Origin of the sequence: Polymorphospora rubra (assembly GCF_018324255.1) — a bacterium.
Taxonomy (GTDB): Bacteria; Actinomycetota; Actinomycetes; order Mycobacteriales; family Micromonosporaceae; genus Polymorphospora; species Polymorphospora rubra.
Genome location: NZ_AP023359.1, coordinates 5,065,638 through 5,082,165 on the forward strand (window position 1 = coordinate 5,065,638; position 16,528 = coordinate 5,082,165).

General features: G+C 74.5%; 15 protein-coding genes. 8 read left to right on the forward strand and 7 right to left on the reverse strand.

Translation table 11 applies throughout. The features are described from left to right. Positions 1-54: 54 nt before the first annotated feature. The gene (locus Prubr_RS22900; RefSeq protein WP_212816951.1) at positions 55-375 is read right to left on the reverse strand and encodes a hypothetical protein; all 321 of its coding nucleotides are present in this window, start codon (positions 373-375) and stop codon (positions 55-57) included. Positions 376-530: 155 nt separating this feature from the next. On the opposite strand from Prubr_RS22900, the gene Prubr_RS22905 reads away from it, so the two are divergent. After that, positions 531-1,247, forward strand: a complete 717-nt coding sequence (locus Prubr_RS22905) for a hypothetical protein (RefSeq protein WP_212816952.1) — start codon at positions 531-533, stop codon at positions 1,245-1,247. Between the two features lie 19 nt (positions 1,248-1,266). Here the strand turns inward: Prubr_RS22905 and pepN are convergent, their stop codons facing one another. Then, positions 1,267-3,807 carry an aminopeptidase N gene (gene pepN / locus Prubr_RS22910; RefSeq protein ID WP_212816953.1) on the reverse strand — a complete coding sequence of 847 codons (2,541 nt, stop codon included), beginning with the start codon at positions 3,805-3,807 and terminating at the stop codon, positions 1,267-1,269. A gap of 130 nt (positions 3,808-3,937) precedes the next feature. Here pepN and Prubr_RS22915 point away from each other — a divergent pair, with 130 nt between their 5' ends. Further along, entirely contained in the window at positions 3,938-4,516 is a 579-nt protein-coding gene (locus tag Prubr_RS22915; RefSeq protein ID WP_212816954.1) for a snapalysin family zinc-dependent metalloprotease, read from the forward strand. A gap of 76 nt (positions 4,517-4,592) precedes the next feature. On the opposite strand, the gene Prubr_RS22920 is transcribed toward Prubr_RS22915, so the two are convergent. The 5 genes from Prubr_RS22920 to Prubr_RS22940 all read right to left on the reverse strand — a co-directional run bounded on the left by Prubr_RS22920 (position 4,593) and on the right by Prubr_RS22940 (position 8,811). Further along, entirely contained in the window at positions 4,593-5,462 is an 870-nt protein-coding gene (locus Prubr_RS22920; protein ID WP_212816955.1) for a LysR family transcriptional regulator, read from the reverse strand. A gap of 53 nt (positions 5,463-5,515) precedes the next feature. Beyond that, positions 5,516-6,451: a M56 family metallopeptidase gene (locus Prubr_RS22925; protein ID WP_212816956.1), complete on the reverse strand. Its 936-nt coding sequence runs from the start codon at positions 6,449-6,451 to the stop codon at positions 5,516-5,518. Between the two features lie 22 nt (positions 6,452-6,473). Beyond that, positions 6,474-7,193, reverse strand: coding sequence for an FKBP-type peptidyl-prolyl cis-trans isomerase (locus Prubr_RS22930; RefSeq protein ID WP_212816957.1), 720 nt, complete (start codon positions 7,191-7,193; stop codon positions 6,474-6,476). A 218-nt stretch (positions 7,194-7,411) separates the two neighbouring features. Beyond that, entirely contained in the window at positions 7,412-7,648 is a 237-nt protein-coding gene (locus tag Prubr_RS22935) for a hypothetical protein (RefSeq protein WP_212816958.1), read from the reverse strand. Between the two features lie 62 nt (positions 7,649-7,710). Continuing rightward, entirely contained in the window at positions 7,711-8,811 is a 1,101-nt protein-coding gene (locus Prubr_RS22940) for a PP2C family protein-serine/threonine phosphatase (RefSeq protein WP_212816959.1), read from the reverse strand. Between the two features lie 298 nt (positions 8,812-9,109). Here Prubr_RS22940 and Prubr_RS22945 point away from each other — a divergent pair, with 298 nt between their 5' ends. From Prubr_RS22945 to Prubr_RS22970, 6 genes are all read left to right on the forward strand, one after another. Beyond that, the gene (locus tag Prubr_RS22945) at positions 9,110-10,567 is read left to right on the forward strand and encodes a choice-of-anchor M domain-containing protein (RefSeq protein ID WP_212816960.1); all 1,458 of its coding nucleotides are present in this window, start codon (positions 9,110-9,112) and stop codon (positions 10,565-10,567) included. A gap of 157 nt (positions 10,568-10,724) precedes the next feature. After that, positions 10,725-11,915, forward strand: coding sequence for a WxL protein peptidoglycan domain-containing protein (locus Prubr_RS22950; RefSeq protein WP_212816961.1), 1,191 nt, complete (start codon positions 10,725-10,727; stop codon positions 11,913-11,915). After that, a complete protein-coding gene (locus tag Prubr_RS22955) occupies positions 11,912-13,426 on the forward strand; it encodes an anchored repeat ABC transporter, substrate-binding protein (RefSeq protein WP_212816962.1) in 1,515 nt (504 codons plus the stop codon). Before Prubr_RS22950 ends, Prubr_RS22955 begins: the two co-directional genes overlap by 4 nt. Next, on the forward strand, positions 13,423-14,925 hold the full coding sequence (locus Prubr_RS22960; RefSeq protein ID WP_212816963.1) for a TIGR03773 family transporter-associated surface protein: 1,503 nt from the start codon (positions 13,423-13,425) through the stop codon (positions 14,923-14,925). The genes Prubr_RS22955 and Prubr_RS22960 overlap by 4 nt, the downstream gene beginning before the upstream one ends. Beyond that, complete coding sequence (locus Prubr_RS22965) at positions 14,922-15,671, forward strand: anchored repeat-type ABC transporter ATP-binding subunit (protein WP_212816964.1); 750 nt, start codon at positions 14,922-14,924, stop codon at positions 15,669-15,671. The genes Prubr_RS22960 and Prubr_RS22965 overlap by 4 nt, the downstream gene beginning before the upstream one ends. A gap of 35 nt (positions 15,672-15,706) precedes the next feature. Next, on the forward strand, positions 15,707-16,528 hold the full coding sequence (locus Prubr_RS22970; protein ID WP_212828377.1) for an anchored repeat-type ABC transporter permease subunit: 822 nt from the start codon (positions 15,707-15,709) through the stop codon (positions 16,526-16,528).

Here is a 16,528-nt window from a genome sequence, read left to right on the forward strand (position 1 = left end):
CCGGGAGACGACCGGGCGCCGGCGGTGGGTCGCCGGCGCCGGGAGCGCGTTCGGTCAGCGGCTGACGGTCAGTTCGGCCTCGCCCGGGTCGGCGTCCTTGACCAGGACGGTGACCCGGCCGAGGGTGGCGGTCTCGCCCTCCTTGAGGGTCTTCGAGTCGCCCCGGTACGACACCTTCACCGAGTCGTCCTTCAGTTCGCTGACCCGCAGGTCGTACTTGAAGATCTTGGTCTTGGCCGAGCCGTTCGTCTTGACCGTGACCTCGCAGGTGTTGCCACTGCACTTCTTCGTGGTCGTGCTGGAGCTGCACGCGGCGAGGCCGAGGATGAGCAGCGGCGCCGCGATCGCGGTGGTCAGGATCTGCTTCGTTCGCATGACCGAGAGCCTGTCATCGAAGTAATGCCGGTGGATCAACGGGGGAGTGGCTCTGGCACGTTCCGGGGACAGCGGCCGGCGGCGGGTCCCGGAAACGGGCCGTCCCACCCGGGCGGACCTTCGCCGACCGGTCCGGACGCCCGAGGATGTCGACCATGAAGGTCTTCGGGAGGTCGCCGTCCGGGCCCCGGCAGGCCGCGGCGTGGGTGGTGGTGCTGCTCGCCGTCGCCGCGTCGGCCTGGCTGGCCATCGGTGTCGGGGTCGCCCTGGCGAGCCCGGTCTGGTGGCTGGTCGCGGTCGTGCCGTTCGGTGTGTTGCTCATGTTGCCGTTCTCGCTCGAGCGGTTGAGCGAGGGGCGCGTCGGCCCGACCTGGTGGGCGCTCGGCTTCGCCTTCGTGCTGATGGGGACCGCGGTCGCGGTTCCCGCCGAGCGCTACATGGGGATCGTCGGCGTCCCCGTCACGGCCACCGTCGGCGACGTCACCTGCATCGACAAACCTCGTAACAGCAGCGACTGCCTCTACGGACACGACCTGACCGGCCCGGACGGGCGGGAGTTGCCGGGCACGCTGAAGGACGGCGATCGGCACCCGCGCGGCGCACAGTTGGACGTGGTGACCGATCCGTACGGCGTGTTCGCTCCGCTGTTGGCCACCGACCTGGAAACGACGTCGGTCGTCGAGCGCGTCGCCCTCGGCGCGTTCGCCGGACTCGCGGTGGCGGCGGTCGTCGCCGCGGTGCAGGGCCAGCGCCGCCGCCGGGAGCTGGCGCTGGCCGCCGAGGCCGATGCGCAGCGCGCCCTGGACAGGGCCGAGAACGGTCGGAACATCCGGCTGAAGCGCCGCCCCAGCGGGGTGAAGCGCCGGCGGTGAGCCCGGCGCGCCACCGGGATCAGGCGACGGACCGGGCGGCGCGGGCGCGGCGCAGCTCGTCGGTGGCGTCGACGACGACGCGGCGCAGGACCGGGTCGACGCCGGCGCGGCCCAGCCGGGCGGCGGCGGACGCCTCGGTCCGCGCCGACACCGCGTACCTCGGGTAGGCGGCGACGGCGATCCGGGCGGTCGCGGTCGGGGTCCGCCGGCCGGCCATCGCCGGCAGGTCGGCGAAGTAGCGGTCGACGTACGGGGCGGTCAGCCCGGTCTGGCCAGGCTGCCAGAAGCCCTGGGCGGCGGCGAGGGCGAGGTGGGCCGACCGGGTGTCGTCGTCGAGGATCGCCGCCCAGGCCCGTTCCTTGGCCCGGTCGGTGGCGACGGCGGCCCGGCAGCGGGCGGCGGGCTCGACACCCTGCGGGTCGCGCCGGGCCTCGTCGGCGATCTCCGTCTCGCCGGCGGCGCCGAGGGCGACCAGCCGGTACAGCAGCGTCCAGCGCAGGTCGGCGTCGACGGTGAGACCGTCGGGTACCCCGTCGCCGGCGAGCCATCCGGCGAGCCGGCCGGTGTCGTCCGGGCCGGCGCACGCGGCCAGCCAGCGCGCGGCGGCGAGCTGCCGGCCGCTGCCGGGGTCGGCGTGGGCGAGGATGTCGAGGCAGGTGGCCGCGAGGCTGGCCAGGGCGGCGGGCTGGGCCGGTTCCGGCAGGTAGCGGGTCGCGGCGCTGTCGCGGGCGAAGCGCAGCACCTCCTCGACGACCGAGGTCGTGTTCTCGGCGGGCAGTCCGGCGGCGGCGAGCGCCACGAACCGCGCCCCGGACAGTTCGGCGTCGCGGGTGGCGTCGATCGCCGCGGTCCAGACCAGCGCGCGGGTCAGCGGGTCGTCGAGCGCGCCGAGCAGCTCCGCCAGCCGGTCGGTGTCCGCCGGGTCGAAGCGCACCTTCGCGTACGTCAGGTCGCCGTCGTTGAGCAGCAGCAGCCGGCCGGGCACGGTGCCGGTGAGCCCGGGCACGGGGGTCCGGCCACCGTCGAGGTCCGGGTCGAGGTCGACGGTGCACCGGCGCAGCAGGATGCCGGGGGCGTTGTCGGTGCCGTAGACGCCGACGGCGACGCGGTGCGGGCGCAGCGTCGGATGCTCCGGCGGCGCGGTCTGCACGACGGTCACCGACCGGTAGCGGCCGTCGGCGTCCAGGGTCACCTCGGGGCGCAGCGTGTTGACCTGGGCGCGGCGCAGCCACAGCCGCGCCCAGCCGGTCAGGTCGCGGCCGGCGGCCCGGCCGAGCGCGGCCAGCAGGTCGTCGAGGGTCGCGTTGGCGAAGGCGTGCGCGGTGAAGTAGTCGCCGATGCCGGCGAGGAACGTGTCGTCGCCGACGTACGCGATGAGCTGGCGCAGCGCGGCGGCGCCCTTGGCGTACGAGATGCCGTCGAAGTTGAGCAGGGCGTGTGCGGTGTCGGGGACGCCCTGCGGGGCGACCGGGTGGGTGGACGGGCCCTGGTCGGTGACGTACCCCCAGCTCTTGCGCCGGATGGTGAAGCTGGTCCAGGCGTGCCGGTAGGCGGTGACCTCGGCGGTGACCCGCCAGCCCATGTACTCGGCGAACGACTCGCTCAGCCAGATGTCGTCCCACCAGCGCATGGTGACCAGGTCGCCGAACCACATGTGCGCCATCTCGTGGGCGACGATCACGGTACGCAGTTCGCGGTCGGCGTCGGTGACGGCCGACCGGAAGAGCAGGTCCTCGGTGAAGGTGACGCAGCCCGGGTTCTCGACCGCGCCGGAGTGGAGTTCGGGCACGAACGCCTGGTCGTACTTGCCGAACGGGTACCGCGTCGCGAACAGTTCGTGGTAGCGGTCGAGGAAGGCGGCGGTGGTCGAGAGGAGTTCGTCGGCGTCGCGGTCGAGGACGGCGGCCAGCGACCGGCGGCAGAGCAGGCCGAGCGGGATGCCGTCGTGTCCGCCCTGCCGCACGTGCCAGGGGCCGGCGACGAAGGTGAAGTGGTAGGTGGAGATCGGCGCGGTGGCGGCGAACTCCCACCGCCGGGTCCCGCTCTCCTCGTCCACAGTGGAGATCGTGGCGGCGGCGTTGGCGCGGGCGGTCCAGTCCGGCGGGGTGGTCAGGGTCAGGGTCAGCGGTGCCTTCAGGTCGGGCTGGTCGAAGCAGGCGAAGATCCGCTGCGCGTTGTCGAGCGGAGCCTGCGCGTGGACGTAGACCTCGCCGTCGTCCGGGTCGGTGAACCGGTGCGCGCCCTCCCCGGTCCGGGAGTACGTCATCGTGGCGCGGACGACCAGCTCGTTGTCGGCCCGCAGGTCGTCCAGGGGGAGCCGGTTGTCGACCAGGGTGCCCGGGTCGAGGCCGCGCCCGTTGAGGACGACCTCCGCCACGGATGCCGGCCGCAGTTCCACGAACGTGGTCGCGCCGGGCCGGGTGCAGGCGAAGCGCACCGTCGTGGTCGAGGTGAAGTGGTCGCCGTCGCCACCTGCCGTCAGGTCCAGATCGACCCGGTACGCCCCGACGCGGAGCAGGTCGGCGCGGACGGCTGCCTCGTGGCGGCTCAGGCTCGGCATGCCCGGAGCCTACGTGGCCCCGGTATGGGTCAGGTGCTATGCGGCCGACCCGTACCGCCCACGTTTATATTGGCCTGTATCGATCGAAGGTGCGCGCCGGAACCCCCACGCGAGAACGAGGAGTCCCGCCATGCTCAGACGACGAGTACTGCAGGCCGCACTCGCGGTCCTGACCGCGCTCCTGCCGGTGGCCGGCATCCAGGCCGCCACCGCCGCACCCGCCTCGGCCGAGATGTCGGCCGCCGTACGCACCATCTACTACGACGCGAGCCGGGCCGGCGTGTTCGCCACCAACTTCGCCCAGGCCGCCCAGATCTGGAACAGCCGGGTCAGCAACATCCGCCTCCAGGCCGGTACCCCGGCCAGCGTGGTCATCTACGTCGACACCGGCTGGCCCCGCGCCCAGACCACGTCGCTCGGCGCCGGACGGATCTGGATGGGCTGGCAGGCGGTCAATCAGGGCTACGACCGGACCCGCATCGCCACCCACGAGTGGGGCCACATCCTCGGCCTGCCCGACCGGCGTACCGGCCTCTGCTCCGACCTGATGTCCGGCAGCAGCGCACCGGTCTCGTGCACCAACGCGCAACCGAGCACCGCCGAGGCGAACCGCGTCCAGCAGCTGTTCGCCGGCTCGCTCACCGCCCCGGCGCTGGTCGGCGCGGGATCGAGCGGACAGGGTGTGACCTGGACCTGGCACGGTAACTGACGGTCTCGGGTGGCGGACCGGCCCCCGCCCCGGTCCGCCACCCACCCCTGTTCCCCGGCCGGTGCCGTGGCCGGGGTCAGGGAGTCGACTCGGCGGCGCGCAGCACCGCGGCGACGAGGTCGACCGTCGGGCCGTTCGGCACCGCGCTGTCGGGTGTCGCGACCACGATCTCGACCATCGGCTGTCGCGGCCCCGGTTCGGTGTACCGCAGGTCGGGCGCCCGGGCCGCCCACGACCGGGGCACCATCGTCACCCCGAGCCGGTGCCGGACCAGGTCCAGCGCGGTGGCGGCGTCGGCGAGTTCGGCCACCGGCCGGCGTTCGACGCCCGCGTCGGTGAACAGTTCGTCGACCACCGCCCGTACGCCCCAGCCGGCCGGGAAGTCGACGAAGTCCTCGCCACGCAGCCGCGTCACCTCGACCGGCGTACGCGCGCCGAGCGGGTGGTCGGCGGCGGTGGCCAGCAGCACCGGCTCGGTCGCCACGACGTGCATCCGCAGCCCGGTGCCGGCCGCGGCGCGTACGAGGAACGCCACGTCGAGCCGGCCGGCGCGCAGGCCCTCGGCCTGGTCGGCGCAGCCGCGCTCACCGGCACCGGCGAAGGTCAGGTCGACGCCGGGATGTGCGACGCGGAAGCCGGCCAGCGCCGTGAGGAGCCGGGGCGCCAGCAGGCCGTGCGGGATGCCGACCTTGACCGTCTGCCGCCGGCCGGTCCGGGCGGCGCTGACGGCCTGCCGGGCGGCGCGGGCGGCGGCGATGACCCGGTGCGCCTCCGGCAGCAGCGCCCGCCCCGCGTCGGAGAGCTGGGTGCCGGCGCGTTCGAACAGCGACGTGCCCAGCTCCCGTTCCAGTGCCTGCACCGACGCGAGATGGAGCCGTTGGGCCGCGGCGGTGAACCGGCGCCGCTCGGCGACCGCGATGAAGTGCTCCAGTCGGTGTAGCTCCATCGCCCCCGCTTTCTTCTACAGGCTTGTAGAAGTTAGCAGAGGTGATCGCCCGGTCAGTGTGTGCGCGCCAGCCCGAGCAGTTCGTGCAGGTCGTACACGCCCTCGCCGGCCCACACCGCCGAGGCGACCGCGACGATCGCCGGCACGTAGAGCAGGTAGCTGTGCCGCACCGGCTTCGCCGGCCGCAGCATCGCCGCCATCCGGCGGGGCACCGCCCCCGGCCGGGTCGTCACGCTGACGTGCAGGGCACCGGCGTGCGCCAGGCCGCCGCGCCGGTTGGTGGCGAGCGCGGCGACCCCGAGCGCCTGCGCGACCACCCGCCGGTCGCCGGTCTGTTCCGCCGCCCGCTCGTCGGCCCACCGCTCCACCAGGTATTCGACGTGCCGGGCCATCGGCCGCAGTAGCGGGTGGGTGGCCGCGGCCAGCCAGGCCAGCATCACCAACTGGTGGTGCCGGCCGGTCAGGTGCGCCCGCTCGTGGGCGATCAGGGCCGCGTACTGCCCGTCGGTCAACGCGTCGCGCATCCCCGTCGTCACCACGATCCGTCCGTCCGGACCGGGCAGCGTGAAGGCGTCCGCCGTGCCGTCGGGCAGCAGCACCACGTCACCCGGACCGTGGTCCGGCAGCGCCGCCGCCTGCCGCCGTGCCGCGCGGACCGCCCGCCGCTGCGACCGACGGGTCCGTCCCAGACTCAGCAGTACGGCGACGAGCAGCACCAGCGACAGCCAGGAGGCCCACGGCACGTGCGCGGTGTCGAGGAGGACCCGCTCGTGCGACCAGTTGCCGCGGGCCGCGACCGACGGAAGTTCGGCCGCGGCCTTCAACGCGAAGACGAACAGGCTCACCGTGCTGGACGCGGCCAGCATCACCGCCGACCAGGCGAAGACCACCGCCGCGTCGCCGGGGCGCAGCCGCTCGGCGAGCAGCCGGACCACGACCATGCCGGCGAACGGGCCGACGACGACGGCCATCACCCAGTGGTCGAACATGCCGGATCCGGCGCCGCGGCTGCTACTGCGCGCCGAGCACGTCGACGACGAACCGCAACGGGCCCTCCGGCGCGCCGTCGCGCGGGTTCTCGCCGTACGCCAGGGCGGTCGGCAGGTCCAGCTGCACCCGGCTGCCGATGTTGACGCCGACCAGGCCCTGGTCCCAGCCGGGGATGACCCCGCCGGAGCCGAGCAGGAAGGAGAACGGCCGGGAGCTGTTCCAGGAGGCGTCGAACTCGTCGCCCGTCTCGTAGAAGACACCGACGTAGTTGACGGTGATCGTCTGCCCGGCCGCCACGGCCGGGCCGGAGCCCTCGATGATCGGGGTGACCTTCAGTTCGGTCAGTTCGTCGGTGCCGGCGGTCACCGTCGGCTTGGTGCCCAGCGCCGGGTCGGCGCCGTCGGGCAGCGGCGGGAACGGTGCCTCGGTCGGCATGTCCCCGGCCGGCGAGTCGGGCGCGGGCGCGCTGGCGCCGGGAGTGGGCAGGCTCGCCGTGCCGGTGTCGGTGTCGTCACCGCTGGGCCGCAGCAGGAAGAACGCGCCGACGATGACGGCCATGACGGCCAGCCCGGCGACCCCGCCGAGGATCGCCTGCCGACGCTTCTGCGCGGCGACCGCCCTGGCCTTGGCCTCCTTGGCGAGGGCCCGCTTCTCCGGCTTGGTCAGCGTGCGCCCTTCCGGCGGCTCGAAGCGGGGGTGGTTCTGAACCCGGTCACTCAACGTCGACTCCCGTCGGGTCATGGCCGGCGGGGGTGAAGGGGGTGGGTGCCGGCGAAAAACTGCCAGACACGGTACCGCCCCCACCTGCGAACGCCACCCACCCGCCCCGGGAAGGCCCTGCTCAGCGTGCCCGGGTCCGCCGTGCCGAGCGCGGTCGGGAGGGCGGCATGGTGTCACCGTGGTGCGTCATCGGATGGATATGGGGTGTATGCGAGGTTGTGGCGAGTGGGTCGGGCGGATCAGCGTTCGGAGTCGAGGAAGGTGACCGGCACCCGGCGGCTCATCGCCGCGTAGAACCGGTTGACCGCCGCGCCGGGCCGGCGCATGTCCTCGACCAGGCCGGGTTCGACCCGCTCCGCCTCGGCTTCGATCATCGACGTGAGCGCCTTCTCCATCGTCTGTCCATGATGGCGGGCGACCATCGCGAGCAGGTGGTGGGCGTCGGCGTCGATGACCAGTTCCTGGTCGTAGCTCATGGCCTCACGCTAACGACGTACGGGCAAGATCGGGCCGAGTCCGGCACCGAAGCCGCACCCGATCAACGGGCCGGGGTGGGGAGGTGGTCCAGGACCATCAGGGCGGCGTCGTCGCGGGTCCGGCCCCGGGTGTGGGCCAGCAGGCGGGCGACGATCCGGTCGACGCACTCGTCCCCGGTCGACTCGCCGAGGCAGTCGTAGATCTCGGGCAGGGGAAGGAAGCCGCCGTCGCGGTCGCGTGCCTCCAGCAGCCCGTCGGTGTAGAGCAGCAGCCGGTCGCCGGGACGCCACGCGTGCCGTACCGGGACCGGTGGTGGCGCGCCCCGGCGCAGGCCGAGCGGCGGATAGCGGTCGGGCGGCTCGATCGCGACGACGTCCACCGTGCCGGACCGCAGCACCGGGGCCGGATGCCCGCAGTTGACCACCTCGAGTTCGGTGTCGCCGAACTGGACGAGGGCGGCGGTGACGAAGGCGACCGGGGCCGCCCCGCCGGCCGGGTCGCGGGCCACGGCGAGGTCCAGGTCGGCGGCGACGGCGGCGAGGTCCTCGTGCACGTACGCGGCGTGCCGGAACGCGCCGAGCGCGGTCGACGCGGTCAGCACCGCCTGGAGCCCCTTGCCGCAGGCGTCGCCGATGATCGCGCGTACGCCGAACGGGGTGACCACCACCTCGTACAGGTCGCCGCCGACCTTGGCCGTCTCGTACGCCGACAGGTAGTGGGCCGCCACCCGGAGGTCGCCGACCTGCTCGGGCAGCACCCGCAGGACCGCCCGCTGGGTCACCTGGGCGATCTCGCTGACCTGTCGCAGGCGGCGTTCCCGCTGGGTGCGGGACCGGGCGACGTAGATCGAGGCGAGCCCGACGGAGAACACCACCGCCACCCGGAGCATGTGGTCGAGGCTGCCGAACAGGCCGCTGGGCAGCCCGGCGAGCACCGCGACCGTCATGGCGACCGCCGAGACGACGGCGGTCCGCCGGCCGCCCTCGACGGCGGCCGCGATCAGCGGTGCCAGGGCCAGGAAGCCGATGAAGACGGCGTGGGTCTGGGTGACGACGTCGACGAGCCAGACGAGGGCGACGAAGACGAGCGCGGCGGGCAGTCCCCGCCACCGGTCGAGGGTGCCACCGGCACCGCGACCGCGATGCGCCTGCCGTCCGGGCACCTCTCGGCTCCTCACCCTTGACCGGGCTACCGGTCCGGCCGCTTCGTCACGCGAGCCCTGAGGCTAGCCGACGTCGCTGAGAGCTGCCTGCCCCCGACGGCGCGTCGGGTGCGGGTACCCCCTCGACTTAACTGAAAACGATTGTCATTATAGGGTGGCTTCGCCCGTGGAGGTCCGGCCGCCAGGCCCGGCCACCCACGGCAGCGCGCGCCGTGCCGGCCGGTCCGGACGGCGGCGTACGGACCGTCCGGGGTGGACCGTCGCGGCGGCCACCACCGGTCGTGATGAAAGGGGAGGAATGACCGACACCAGACGGGCGCGTACCCTCGCGTCCCTGATCGCCGGCGGCGTACTCGTCGCCGGCACCCTGCTGGCGGCGCAACCCGCGGCGGCGGCCGAGAGCGTCGTGCTGTCCAGCGGACACGTCGACGCCGTCGACGTGCACTACGCCGACGGACAACTCCAGCTCAAGGTGCACGACGGCACCGTCGAGCCGTCCGTCGAGCGCGACCCGGCCGACGTCACCTTCCAGGTGCTGCCCGACGCGGCCACCACCGTGCCGGACGACCCCCGGTACGCCTTCCTCGGCGCACCCGGCGCCGACGTGTGGGTGCTGCCGCAGACCCAGGACCCCGACCTGCTCTGGCCGGGCTGGAACACCACCGAACTCGGCACCGGCGTCTTCGCCGGCAACCAGGTCCGGCTCAGCCTGGTCGACGTGGCCGGGCCGGGCGCCGTCACGCTCTTCGGCGTCAACGCCTTCGGCGACCCGCTGGTCAGGTTCCGCAGCTCCGACGGCCTGCCCGACGCCATCGACGTACCGGTGGGCACCCACGCCCACGCGAGCTGGGCCTTCACCGCGCTCGGCGCGTACACCCTGAAGTTCCGCGCCGACGCCACACTGGCCGACGGCACCGCGCTCACCACCGGCGCGGTCGACTACTCCTTCGTCGTCGGCGACCTGCCCGGCGGCGGAGCCGAGACCGGCTTGACCATCGGCGGCCTCGCCGACTCGTACCGGCCGAACGACACCGTCACCCTGCGCGCCGTCCAGTCACCGCCGTCGGACCTGGACCACTACCACTGGTTCAGCCGGTGCCCCGGCGCCACCGACTTCGCCATCATCCCCGGCGAGGCCGGCGAGACGTACAGCTTCACCGCCACCCGCGAACTGGACGCCTGCGAGTACGTCGTCAAGCTCTACGGCAGCGGTCACGGTGTGGTGGCCACCAGTCCCGCCGTCACGCTGCGGGTGGCCGACCAGCCGCAGCAGCCGGGGGCGGCGCAGACCATCACCGCCTCGATCGACGAGACGCAGGGCGCCCTGGTGGTCAGCGTCGACCCCGACGACCGGTCCGTCGTGCTGCCGTCGGCGCGGCTCAACGCCGCCGGTGACCGGTGGGAGAGCCAGGGTGAACTGCGGCCGGTCAAGGTGACCGACACCCGCTCGGCCACCCCCGGCTGGAGCGTCTCCGGGCAGATCCCGGCCGACTTCGCCGGCCCGGACGGCACCACGTTCAGCGCCGGCCACCTCGGCTGGACGCCCCGGGTGGTCAGCCAGGGCAGCGGTCAGGGCACGGTCGCCGGCCCGCAGGTCGACCCCGGCGCCGGCCTCGCCGCCAGCAGCGTGCTGGCCACCGCCCCGGACGGCGCCGGACGGGGCACCGCCGAACTCTCCGCCGGCCTGCGGCTGAGCGTGCCGACGGAGACCCCGGCCGGTACGTACACCGCGACGCTCACCCTCACCGCCATCTGAGCCGCCCCGCCGGGGTACGGGGGACCGCCCGTACCCCGGCGGGCGGGCCCGCCGGCCTCCCCCGCCGGCGGGTCCGATGTGGCGGGATCCGCCGGGCGACCCCGCCGACGGATCCGGCCACGAGCCCGCCACCCCGCACCCGGAACGGACCGAACCCATGCGCCTGCCCACCGCGCTCGCCGCGGCCCTCCTGGCCGCCGTACCGGCCGGACCGGCACCGCCCGCCACCGCGGCGGACCCGCCGGCCGCCGTCTCCCTCGCCGCACCCGTACCCACCCCGGCCCCCGGCGCCACCGCGCCCGCACCCGACCCGGGCGCCGTCACCTGGGGAGTCGCGCCGTCCGGCCCGGACGGGCCCGACGGCCGGCCCGGTTTCGCCTACAAGCTCGACCCGGGCGCGGTCCTCACCGACCAGGTCGCGGTCACCAACCACACCCCCCGCCCGCTGACCCTCGACGTCTACGCCAGCGACGCGTTCACCACCGCCCAGGGCGGCTTCGACCTGCTCGCCGCGGACAGGGCACCGGTCGACGTCGGCTCCTGGATCACGCTGCCGGCCCGGACGGTGACCGTGCCCGCCACCTCCCGGGTCGACATCCCGTTCGAACTGCGGGTCCCGGCCGACGCCACCCCCGGCGACCACGCCGGCGGCATCGTCGCGTCGCTGGCCGCCGAGGGCACCGGCCCGGACGGCAACCGGGTCGCCGTCGACCACCGGGTCGGCACCCGGGTCCACCTGCGGGTCACCGGGCAACTGCGGCCCGTGCTCGCCGTCGAGGACCTGCGGATCGGGTACGACGGCCCGGCCCACCCGTTCACCGGCGGCGACCTGACCGCCACGTTCACCGTCCGCAACACCGGCAACGTCCGGCTCACCGGGCCCGCGTCGCTGACCGCCACCGGCCCCCTCGGGCTCGGCACGTGGACCGCGACCACGGACCCCCTGCCGGAGATCCTGCCCGGCGGCGAACTGCGGACCCGGGTCCGGTTGTCCGGCGTACCGCCGCTCGTCCGGCTGACCGCGACCGCGCGGGTGGCGCCGGCCGCGGTCGGCGACCAGGTGCTCGATCCGCCGCCGGCCGCCGAGCCGGCCCGGGCCGCGGTGTGGGCCTGGCCGTGGCCGCACCTGCTGCTGCTCGCCGGGCTCGGGCTGCTGGCCCTCGCGGCGGTCCGGCTGCGCCGGCGGCGCCGTGCCGTGCTGGCCGAGGCGGTCGCGCGGGCCCGCGCCCAGGGCCGCGCCGAAGCCGCCGCGGCAGACGCCGACCAGCCGGCAGACCCCGATACCGATCCCGACCCGGGCGGTGACGACCGCATCCCCGCCGCCGCCACCGGAAAGGACCGACCGTGAGATGGCCCCGCACCGGCCCGGGCGCCGCCCTGGCCGTGACCCTGGCCCTCGCCGGCTGCACCGGCGCCGCCGCCGACGACGGCGCGGTGACCGTCGCGGTGAGCACCGAGATCATCGCCGACCTGGTCCGCAACGTCGGCGGCGACCGGATCTCGGTGGACACCGTCGTACCGGCCGGCGGCGACCCGCACTCCTACGAGCCGACGCCGGCCGACGCCGCCAAGGTGGCCCGCGCCGACGTGGCGTTCACCAACCACCTGCTGCTCGAGGAACACGCGCTGATCAAGCTCTTCGACAGCAACGTCCCCGCCGGGGCACCGAACGTCTCGCTCGCCGAGAGCGCCGAACCGTACGGCGCCACCCTGATCCCGCTCGTGGAGAACCTCGACCTCGACGTGCTCTGGCTGGGCCTCGCCGTACGCGGCAAGGGCCCCACCCGCACCGCGGACGTACGGATGTCGGTGACCGCCGTCGAGGGGCCGGGTCGCTTCGCCGCCTACCTCACCGACGCCCTCGGCCAGCCGAAGGTCTACTACGACTCGACCGACGGCCTCACCGACGCCGACGTCGCCGTCCTGCCACCCGACGCGCACACCCACCTCAACTGGTCGTTCAGCGCACCGGGGGAGTACCGGGTGACGATGACCGCGCGGGTCGACGCAGGCGACGGCACCCCGCCCCGCCAGCTCGGCAGCGGCACGTTCGCCTTCGCCGTCGGCGTCGACCCGCGCGGCACGCTGCGCGACGGCCGGACCCGGCTGCTCGACGCCGGGCACACCGACCTCGCCGTCGACCTCGACACCGGGCAGGTGTTCGCCCGCACCGACGAACAGGGCGACCTCCCGGCCGGGCAGGTCGTCGTCGACGTACCCGACCGGGCGATCGAGGAGGTGCCGGACGACACCCGGTTCGCGTTCCTCGGCGCACCCGGAACGAAGGTGTGGCAACTGCCGCAGGCGGTGCTCGGCAAGCACGTGCACGGCGAGATCGACCCGCACCTGTGGCAGGACGTCCGCAACGCCAGGGCGTACGCCGAGGTCATCGCCGACACCCTGGCGAAGGTCGACCCGGCCGGCGCCGCCGGGTACGCCGCCAACCTGTCCCGCTACCTCGACGAGTTGTCCGAACTGCACGCGTACGTCGGCGCGCGGCTGGCGCGGGTGCCGCCCGACCGGCGCAACCTGATCACCACCCACGACGCGTTCGGCTACCTGGCGAACGCGTACGGGCTCACGATCGCCGGTTTCGTGGTGCCGAACCCGGCGCAGGAACCCAGCGCGGCCCAGGTGACGAAGCTGACCGAGACGATCCGCGACCTGCGGGTGCCGGCCGTCTTCGTCGAACCGCAGCTCGCCGCGCGGGCCGGCGTACTGAAACGGGTCGCCGCCGATCAGGGCGTACAGGTCTGCCTGATCTACGGCGACGCCTTCGACCGCGACACCACCTCGTACGTCGCGATGATGCGGCACAACGCCGACGAACTGTTGCGCTGCCTGGGAGGAGAACGATGAGACCGTTGCGGATGGCGGCCGGCGTGCTGGCCGCCGTACTGCTGGGCGGCGCGTCGCCGGCCGTGGCCGCACCACCGGCCCCACGGCCCGACCTGGCCGGCGCCGACCTGGTCTCGGTGCGGGTCGACGGCGGCGAGGTGTCGCTGCGCCTGCGGGACGCCCGGCAGGCGGCAAGGGGCGAGGCCGGGCACCGGCCGGACGACGTACGGCTCGGTCCCGACGGCGGTCTCGCCGCCCGGGTGCCGCAGCGATCGGAGTTCCGGTTCCTCGGCGCCGCCGGTCGGCCGGTGTGGGCGCTGGCCGGCGGCGACCCCGCCCTGCCCGTCCTGGACACGACCGGGGTGACCGGCGGCGCGGTGACGCTCGCGCTGACCGGCGTCACCGGACCGGGCGGGTTCGCCGCCTACACGCTGTCCGGCTTCGGCACCCCGACGCCCCTGATCGGCAGCGGGAACGGCCTGCCGGACCGGGTCCGGCTGCCGGCCGGTACCCGGACCGGCGGGCTGGTGTGGGTCTTCGACACCCCCGGCGACCACGAGCTGACGTTCACCGCCTCGGTGGCGGGGTCCGGCCGCCCGGCCGCCCCGGCGACGGCGACCTGGCGGGTCACCGTGCCGCCGATCGACCCGCCACCGGACGCCCCGCCGCCCGGCGCCGGGCGGCCGGAAGCCGCCGTACCGCCCGCGCGGGCCGTCGCACCACCGGTGGTCCCGGCCGCCGTACCGGCACCCGCGGCGCTGGCCGCGACCACCCCGGCCGGCGCCGGCCAGCGCAAGGTGATCGACGACGGGCACGTCGACATGGGGCCGACCCTGACCGACGGGCGGTGGCGGATCCGGATCAAGGACGGCACGGTCAGCCCGCCGGTCTGGCGCGAACTGGGCGACACGGTGCTGCACGTGCGCGACACCGCGAAGATCACCGTCCCGGACGGCGCCGACCACGCCTTCCTCGGCCTGCCCGGCGAGAGCGTGTGGCTGCTGCCGCAGGCGCAGCAGGACGGCATCGTCTGGCCGGGCTGGAACACCCAGCACGAGACCGTCGTCGGCGGGATCCGCGGACCGGTGACCTGGACCCTGAAGGGCGTCACCGGACCGGGCGCGTTCACCCTGTTCCTGACCGGCTCGTTCGGCAGACCGCAGGTGCTGTTCGACGGCACCCGGCTGCCGCAGGAACTGGACGTCCCGCTCAACACCCACGCCCACGGCAACTGGGGGTTCGGCGCCCCCGGCGTCTACCACCTCGAGCTGGCGATGAGCGCCACCACGACCGGCGGCACCGCGGTCACCGACACCCGTACCCTCACCTTCGCGGTCGGCGACGGCACCGACCCGGGCCAAGCCGTCCCCGACGGCGGTGACCGCGACGCACCCGGCGGTCGGCTGCCACGTACCGGGGAGTCGTGGATCCTGCCGGCGGTCGTCGGCGGCCTGCTCCTGTTCGGCGTGGGCGTGCTGCTGGTCCTGATCGGCCGGCGGCGGAAGGCGCGGGCGTCGTGACCGCGGCGCTGCGGGTCGAGGGCCTCACCGTCCGGCTGGGGGAGCGGCTCGCCGTCGACGGCGTCGACCTCACCGTCGAGGCCGGCGAACTGGTCGGCCTGATCGGCCCGAACGGGGCCGGCAAGACCACCCTGCTGCGGGCGCTGCTCGGGCTGGTGCCGGCGCAGCGCGGCCGGGTGCTGGTCGCCGGCTCACCCGCCGCCCGGGTCCGGCCGCTGATCGGGTACGTCCCGCAGCGGCACGAGTTCGCCTGGGACTTCCCGGTGACCGTGGCCGGCGCGGTGCTGACCGGCCGGACCCGCGCCATCGGCTGGCTGCGCCGGCCGAAACCCGTCGACCGGGCGGCGGTCGCGCAGGCGCTGGACCGGACCGGGCTCACCGACCTGCGGGACCGCCCGGTCGGTCAGCTCTCCGGCGGTCAGCGCCAGCGGGTCCTGGTCGCCCGGGCGCTGGCCCTGCGGCCCCGCGTGCTGCTGCTCGACGAGCCGTTCACCGGGGTCGACGTGCCCACCCAGGAACTGCTGACCGGGCTGCTGGCCAGGCTGTGCGCCGAGGGCGTGGCGGTGCTGACCACCACCCACGACCTGCCGGCGGCGGCCGCGTCCTGCACCCGGCTCTGCCTGCTCAACCGGCGGGTGGTCGCCGAGGGCCCGCCGGATGCGCTGCGGGACCCGGCCCTGTGGCTGCGCGCCTTCGGGGTCACCTCGTCCGACCGGTTGCTCGACACCCTGGGGGTACGGCGGTGATCGAGGTGTTCACCGAACCGTGGCAGCACGTCTTCATGCAGCGGGCCTTCGTCGTGGCGGTGCTCGCCAGCGTCGTGTGCGCCGTCGTCGGCAGCTTCGTCGTGCTGCGCGGCATGGCCTTCATCGGCGACGCGGTCGCCCACGCGGTGTTTCCCGGGGTGGCCGTCGGCTACGTGCTCCAGGTCAACCTGGCGGTCGCCGGGGCGGTGGCCGGGGTGGCGACCGCGCTGACCGTGGCGGTCGTGGCCCAGAACCGGCGGCTGAAGGAGGACGCGGTGATCGGGGTGTTCTTCGCCTTCGCGTTCGGGCTCGGCATCGTGCTGGTCAGTACGCAGAGCAGCTACACCGGCGACCTGGCGTCGTTTCTGTTCGGACAGATCCTCGGCCTGTCCGACGCCGACGTGGTGACCGTGGCGGTGGTCGGCGGGCTGCTCATCGCGGCGGTCCTGGCACTGCGCAAGGAGTTGGTGACGGTCAGCCTGGACCGGGAGACGGCGGCGGCGTCCGGGCTGCCGGTCTTCTGGCTGGACACCGCGCTGTACGTGATGGTGACGGTCGCCATCGTCATCTCGTTGCAGGCGGTGGGCAACATCCTGGTGCTGGCGCTGCTGATCACTCCGGCGGCGACGGCCCGGATGCTCACCGACCGGCTCGGCGTGATGATGCCGCTGTCGGCCGGGATCGGCGCGGTCTGCGCGGTCTGCGGCCTCTACCTGTCGTATTACCTGAACCTCGCCGCCGGCGGGCTGATCGTGCTGACGCTGAGCGCGGTCTTCGTCGTCACCTGGCTGTTCGCCCCCCGCTACGGCCTGCTCCGGCGCCGTACCCGGATCCGGTCGGTGCCGGCGGCACCCTGA

Excerpts from the sequence above, each read along its gene's own strand:
- Prubr_RS22900 (WP_212816951.1), bottom strand. The coding sequence starts at position 375 with ATGCGAACGAAGCAGATCCTGACCACCGCGATCGCGGCGCCGCTGCTC.
- Prubr_RS22905 (WP_212816952.1), top strand. The coding sequence starts at position 531 with ATGAAGGTCTTCGGGAGGTCGCCGTCCGGGCCCCGGCAGGCCGCGGCG.
- pepN (WP_212816953.1), bottom strand. The coding sequence starts at position 3,807 with ATGCCGAGCCTGAGCCGCCACGAGGCAGCCGTCCGCGCCGACCTGCTC.
- Prubr_RS22915 (WP_212816954.1), top strand. The coding sequence starts at position 3,938 with ATGCTCAGACGACGAGTACTGCAGGCCGCACTCGCGGTCCTGACCGCG.
- Prubr_RS22920 (WP_212816955.1), bottom strand. The coding sequence starts at position 5,462 with ATGGAGCTACACCGACTGGAGCACTTCATCGCGGTCGCCGAGCGGCGC.
- Prubr_RS22925 (WP_212816956.1), bottom strand. The coding sequence starts at position 6,451 with ATGTTCGACCACTGGGTGATGGCCGTCGTCGTCGGCCCGTTCGCCGGC.
- Prubr_RS22930 (WP_212816957.1), bottom strand. The coding sequence starts at position 7,193 with ATGACCCGACGGGAGTCGACGTTGAGTGACCGGGTTCAGAACCACCCC.
- Prubr_RS22935 (WP_212816958.1), bottom strand. The coding sequence starts at position 7,648 with ATGAGCTACGACCAGGAACTGGTCATCGACGCCGACGCCCACCACCTG.
- Prubr_RS22945 (WP_212816960.1), top strand. The coding sequence starts at position 9,110 with ATGACCGACACCAGACGGGCGCGTACCCTCGCGTCCCTGATCGCCGGC.
- Prubr_RS22950 (WP_212816961.1), top strand. The coding sequence starts at position 10,725 with ATGCGCCTGCCCACCGCGCTCGCCGCGGCCCTCCTGGCCGCCGTACCG.
- Prubr_RS22960 (WP_212816963.1), top strand. The coding sequence starts at position 13,423 with ATGAGACCGTTGCGGATGGCGGCCGGCGTGCTGGCCGCCGTACTGCTG.
- Prubr_RS22970 (WP_212828377.1), top strand. The coding sequence starts at position 15,707 with ATGCAGCGGGCCTTCGTCGTGGCGGTGCTCGCCAGCGTCGTGTGCGCC.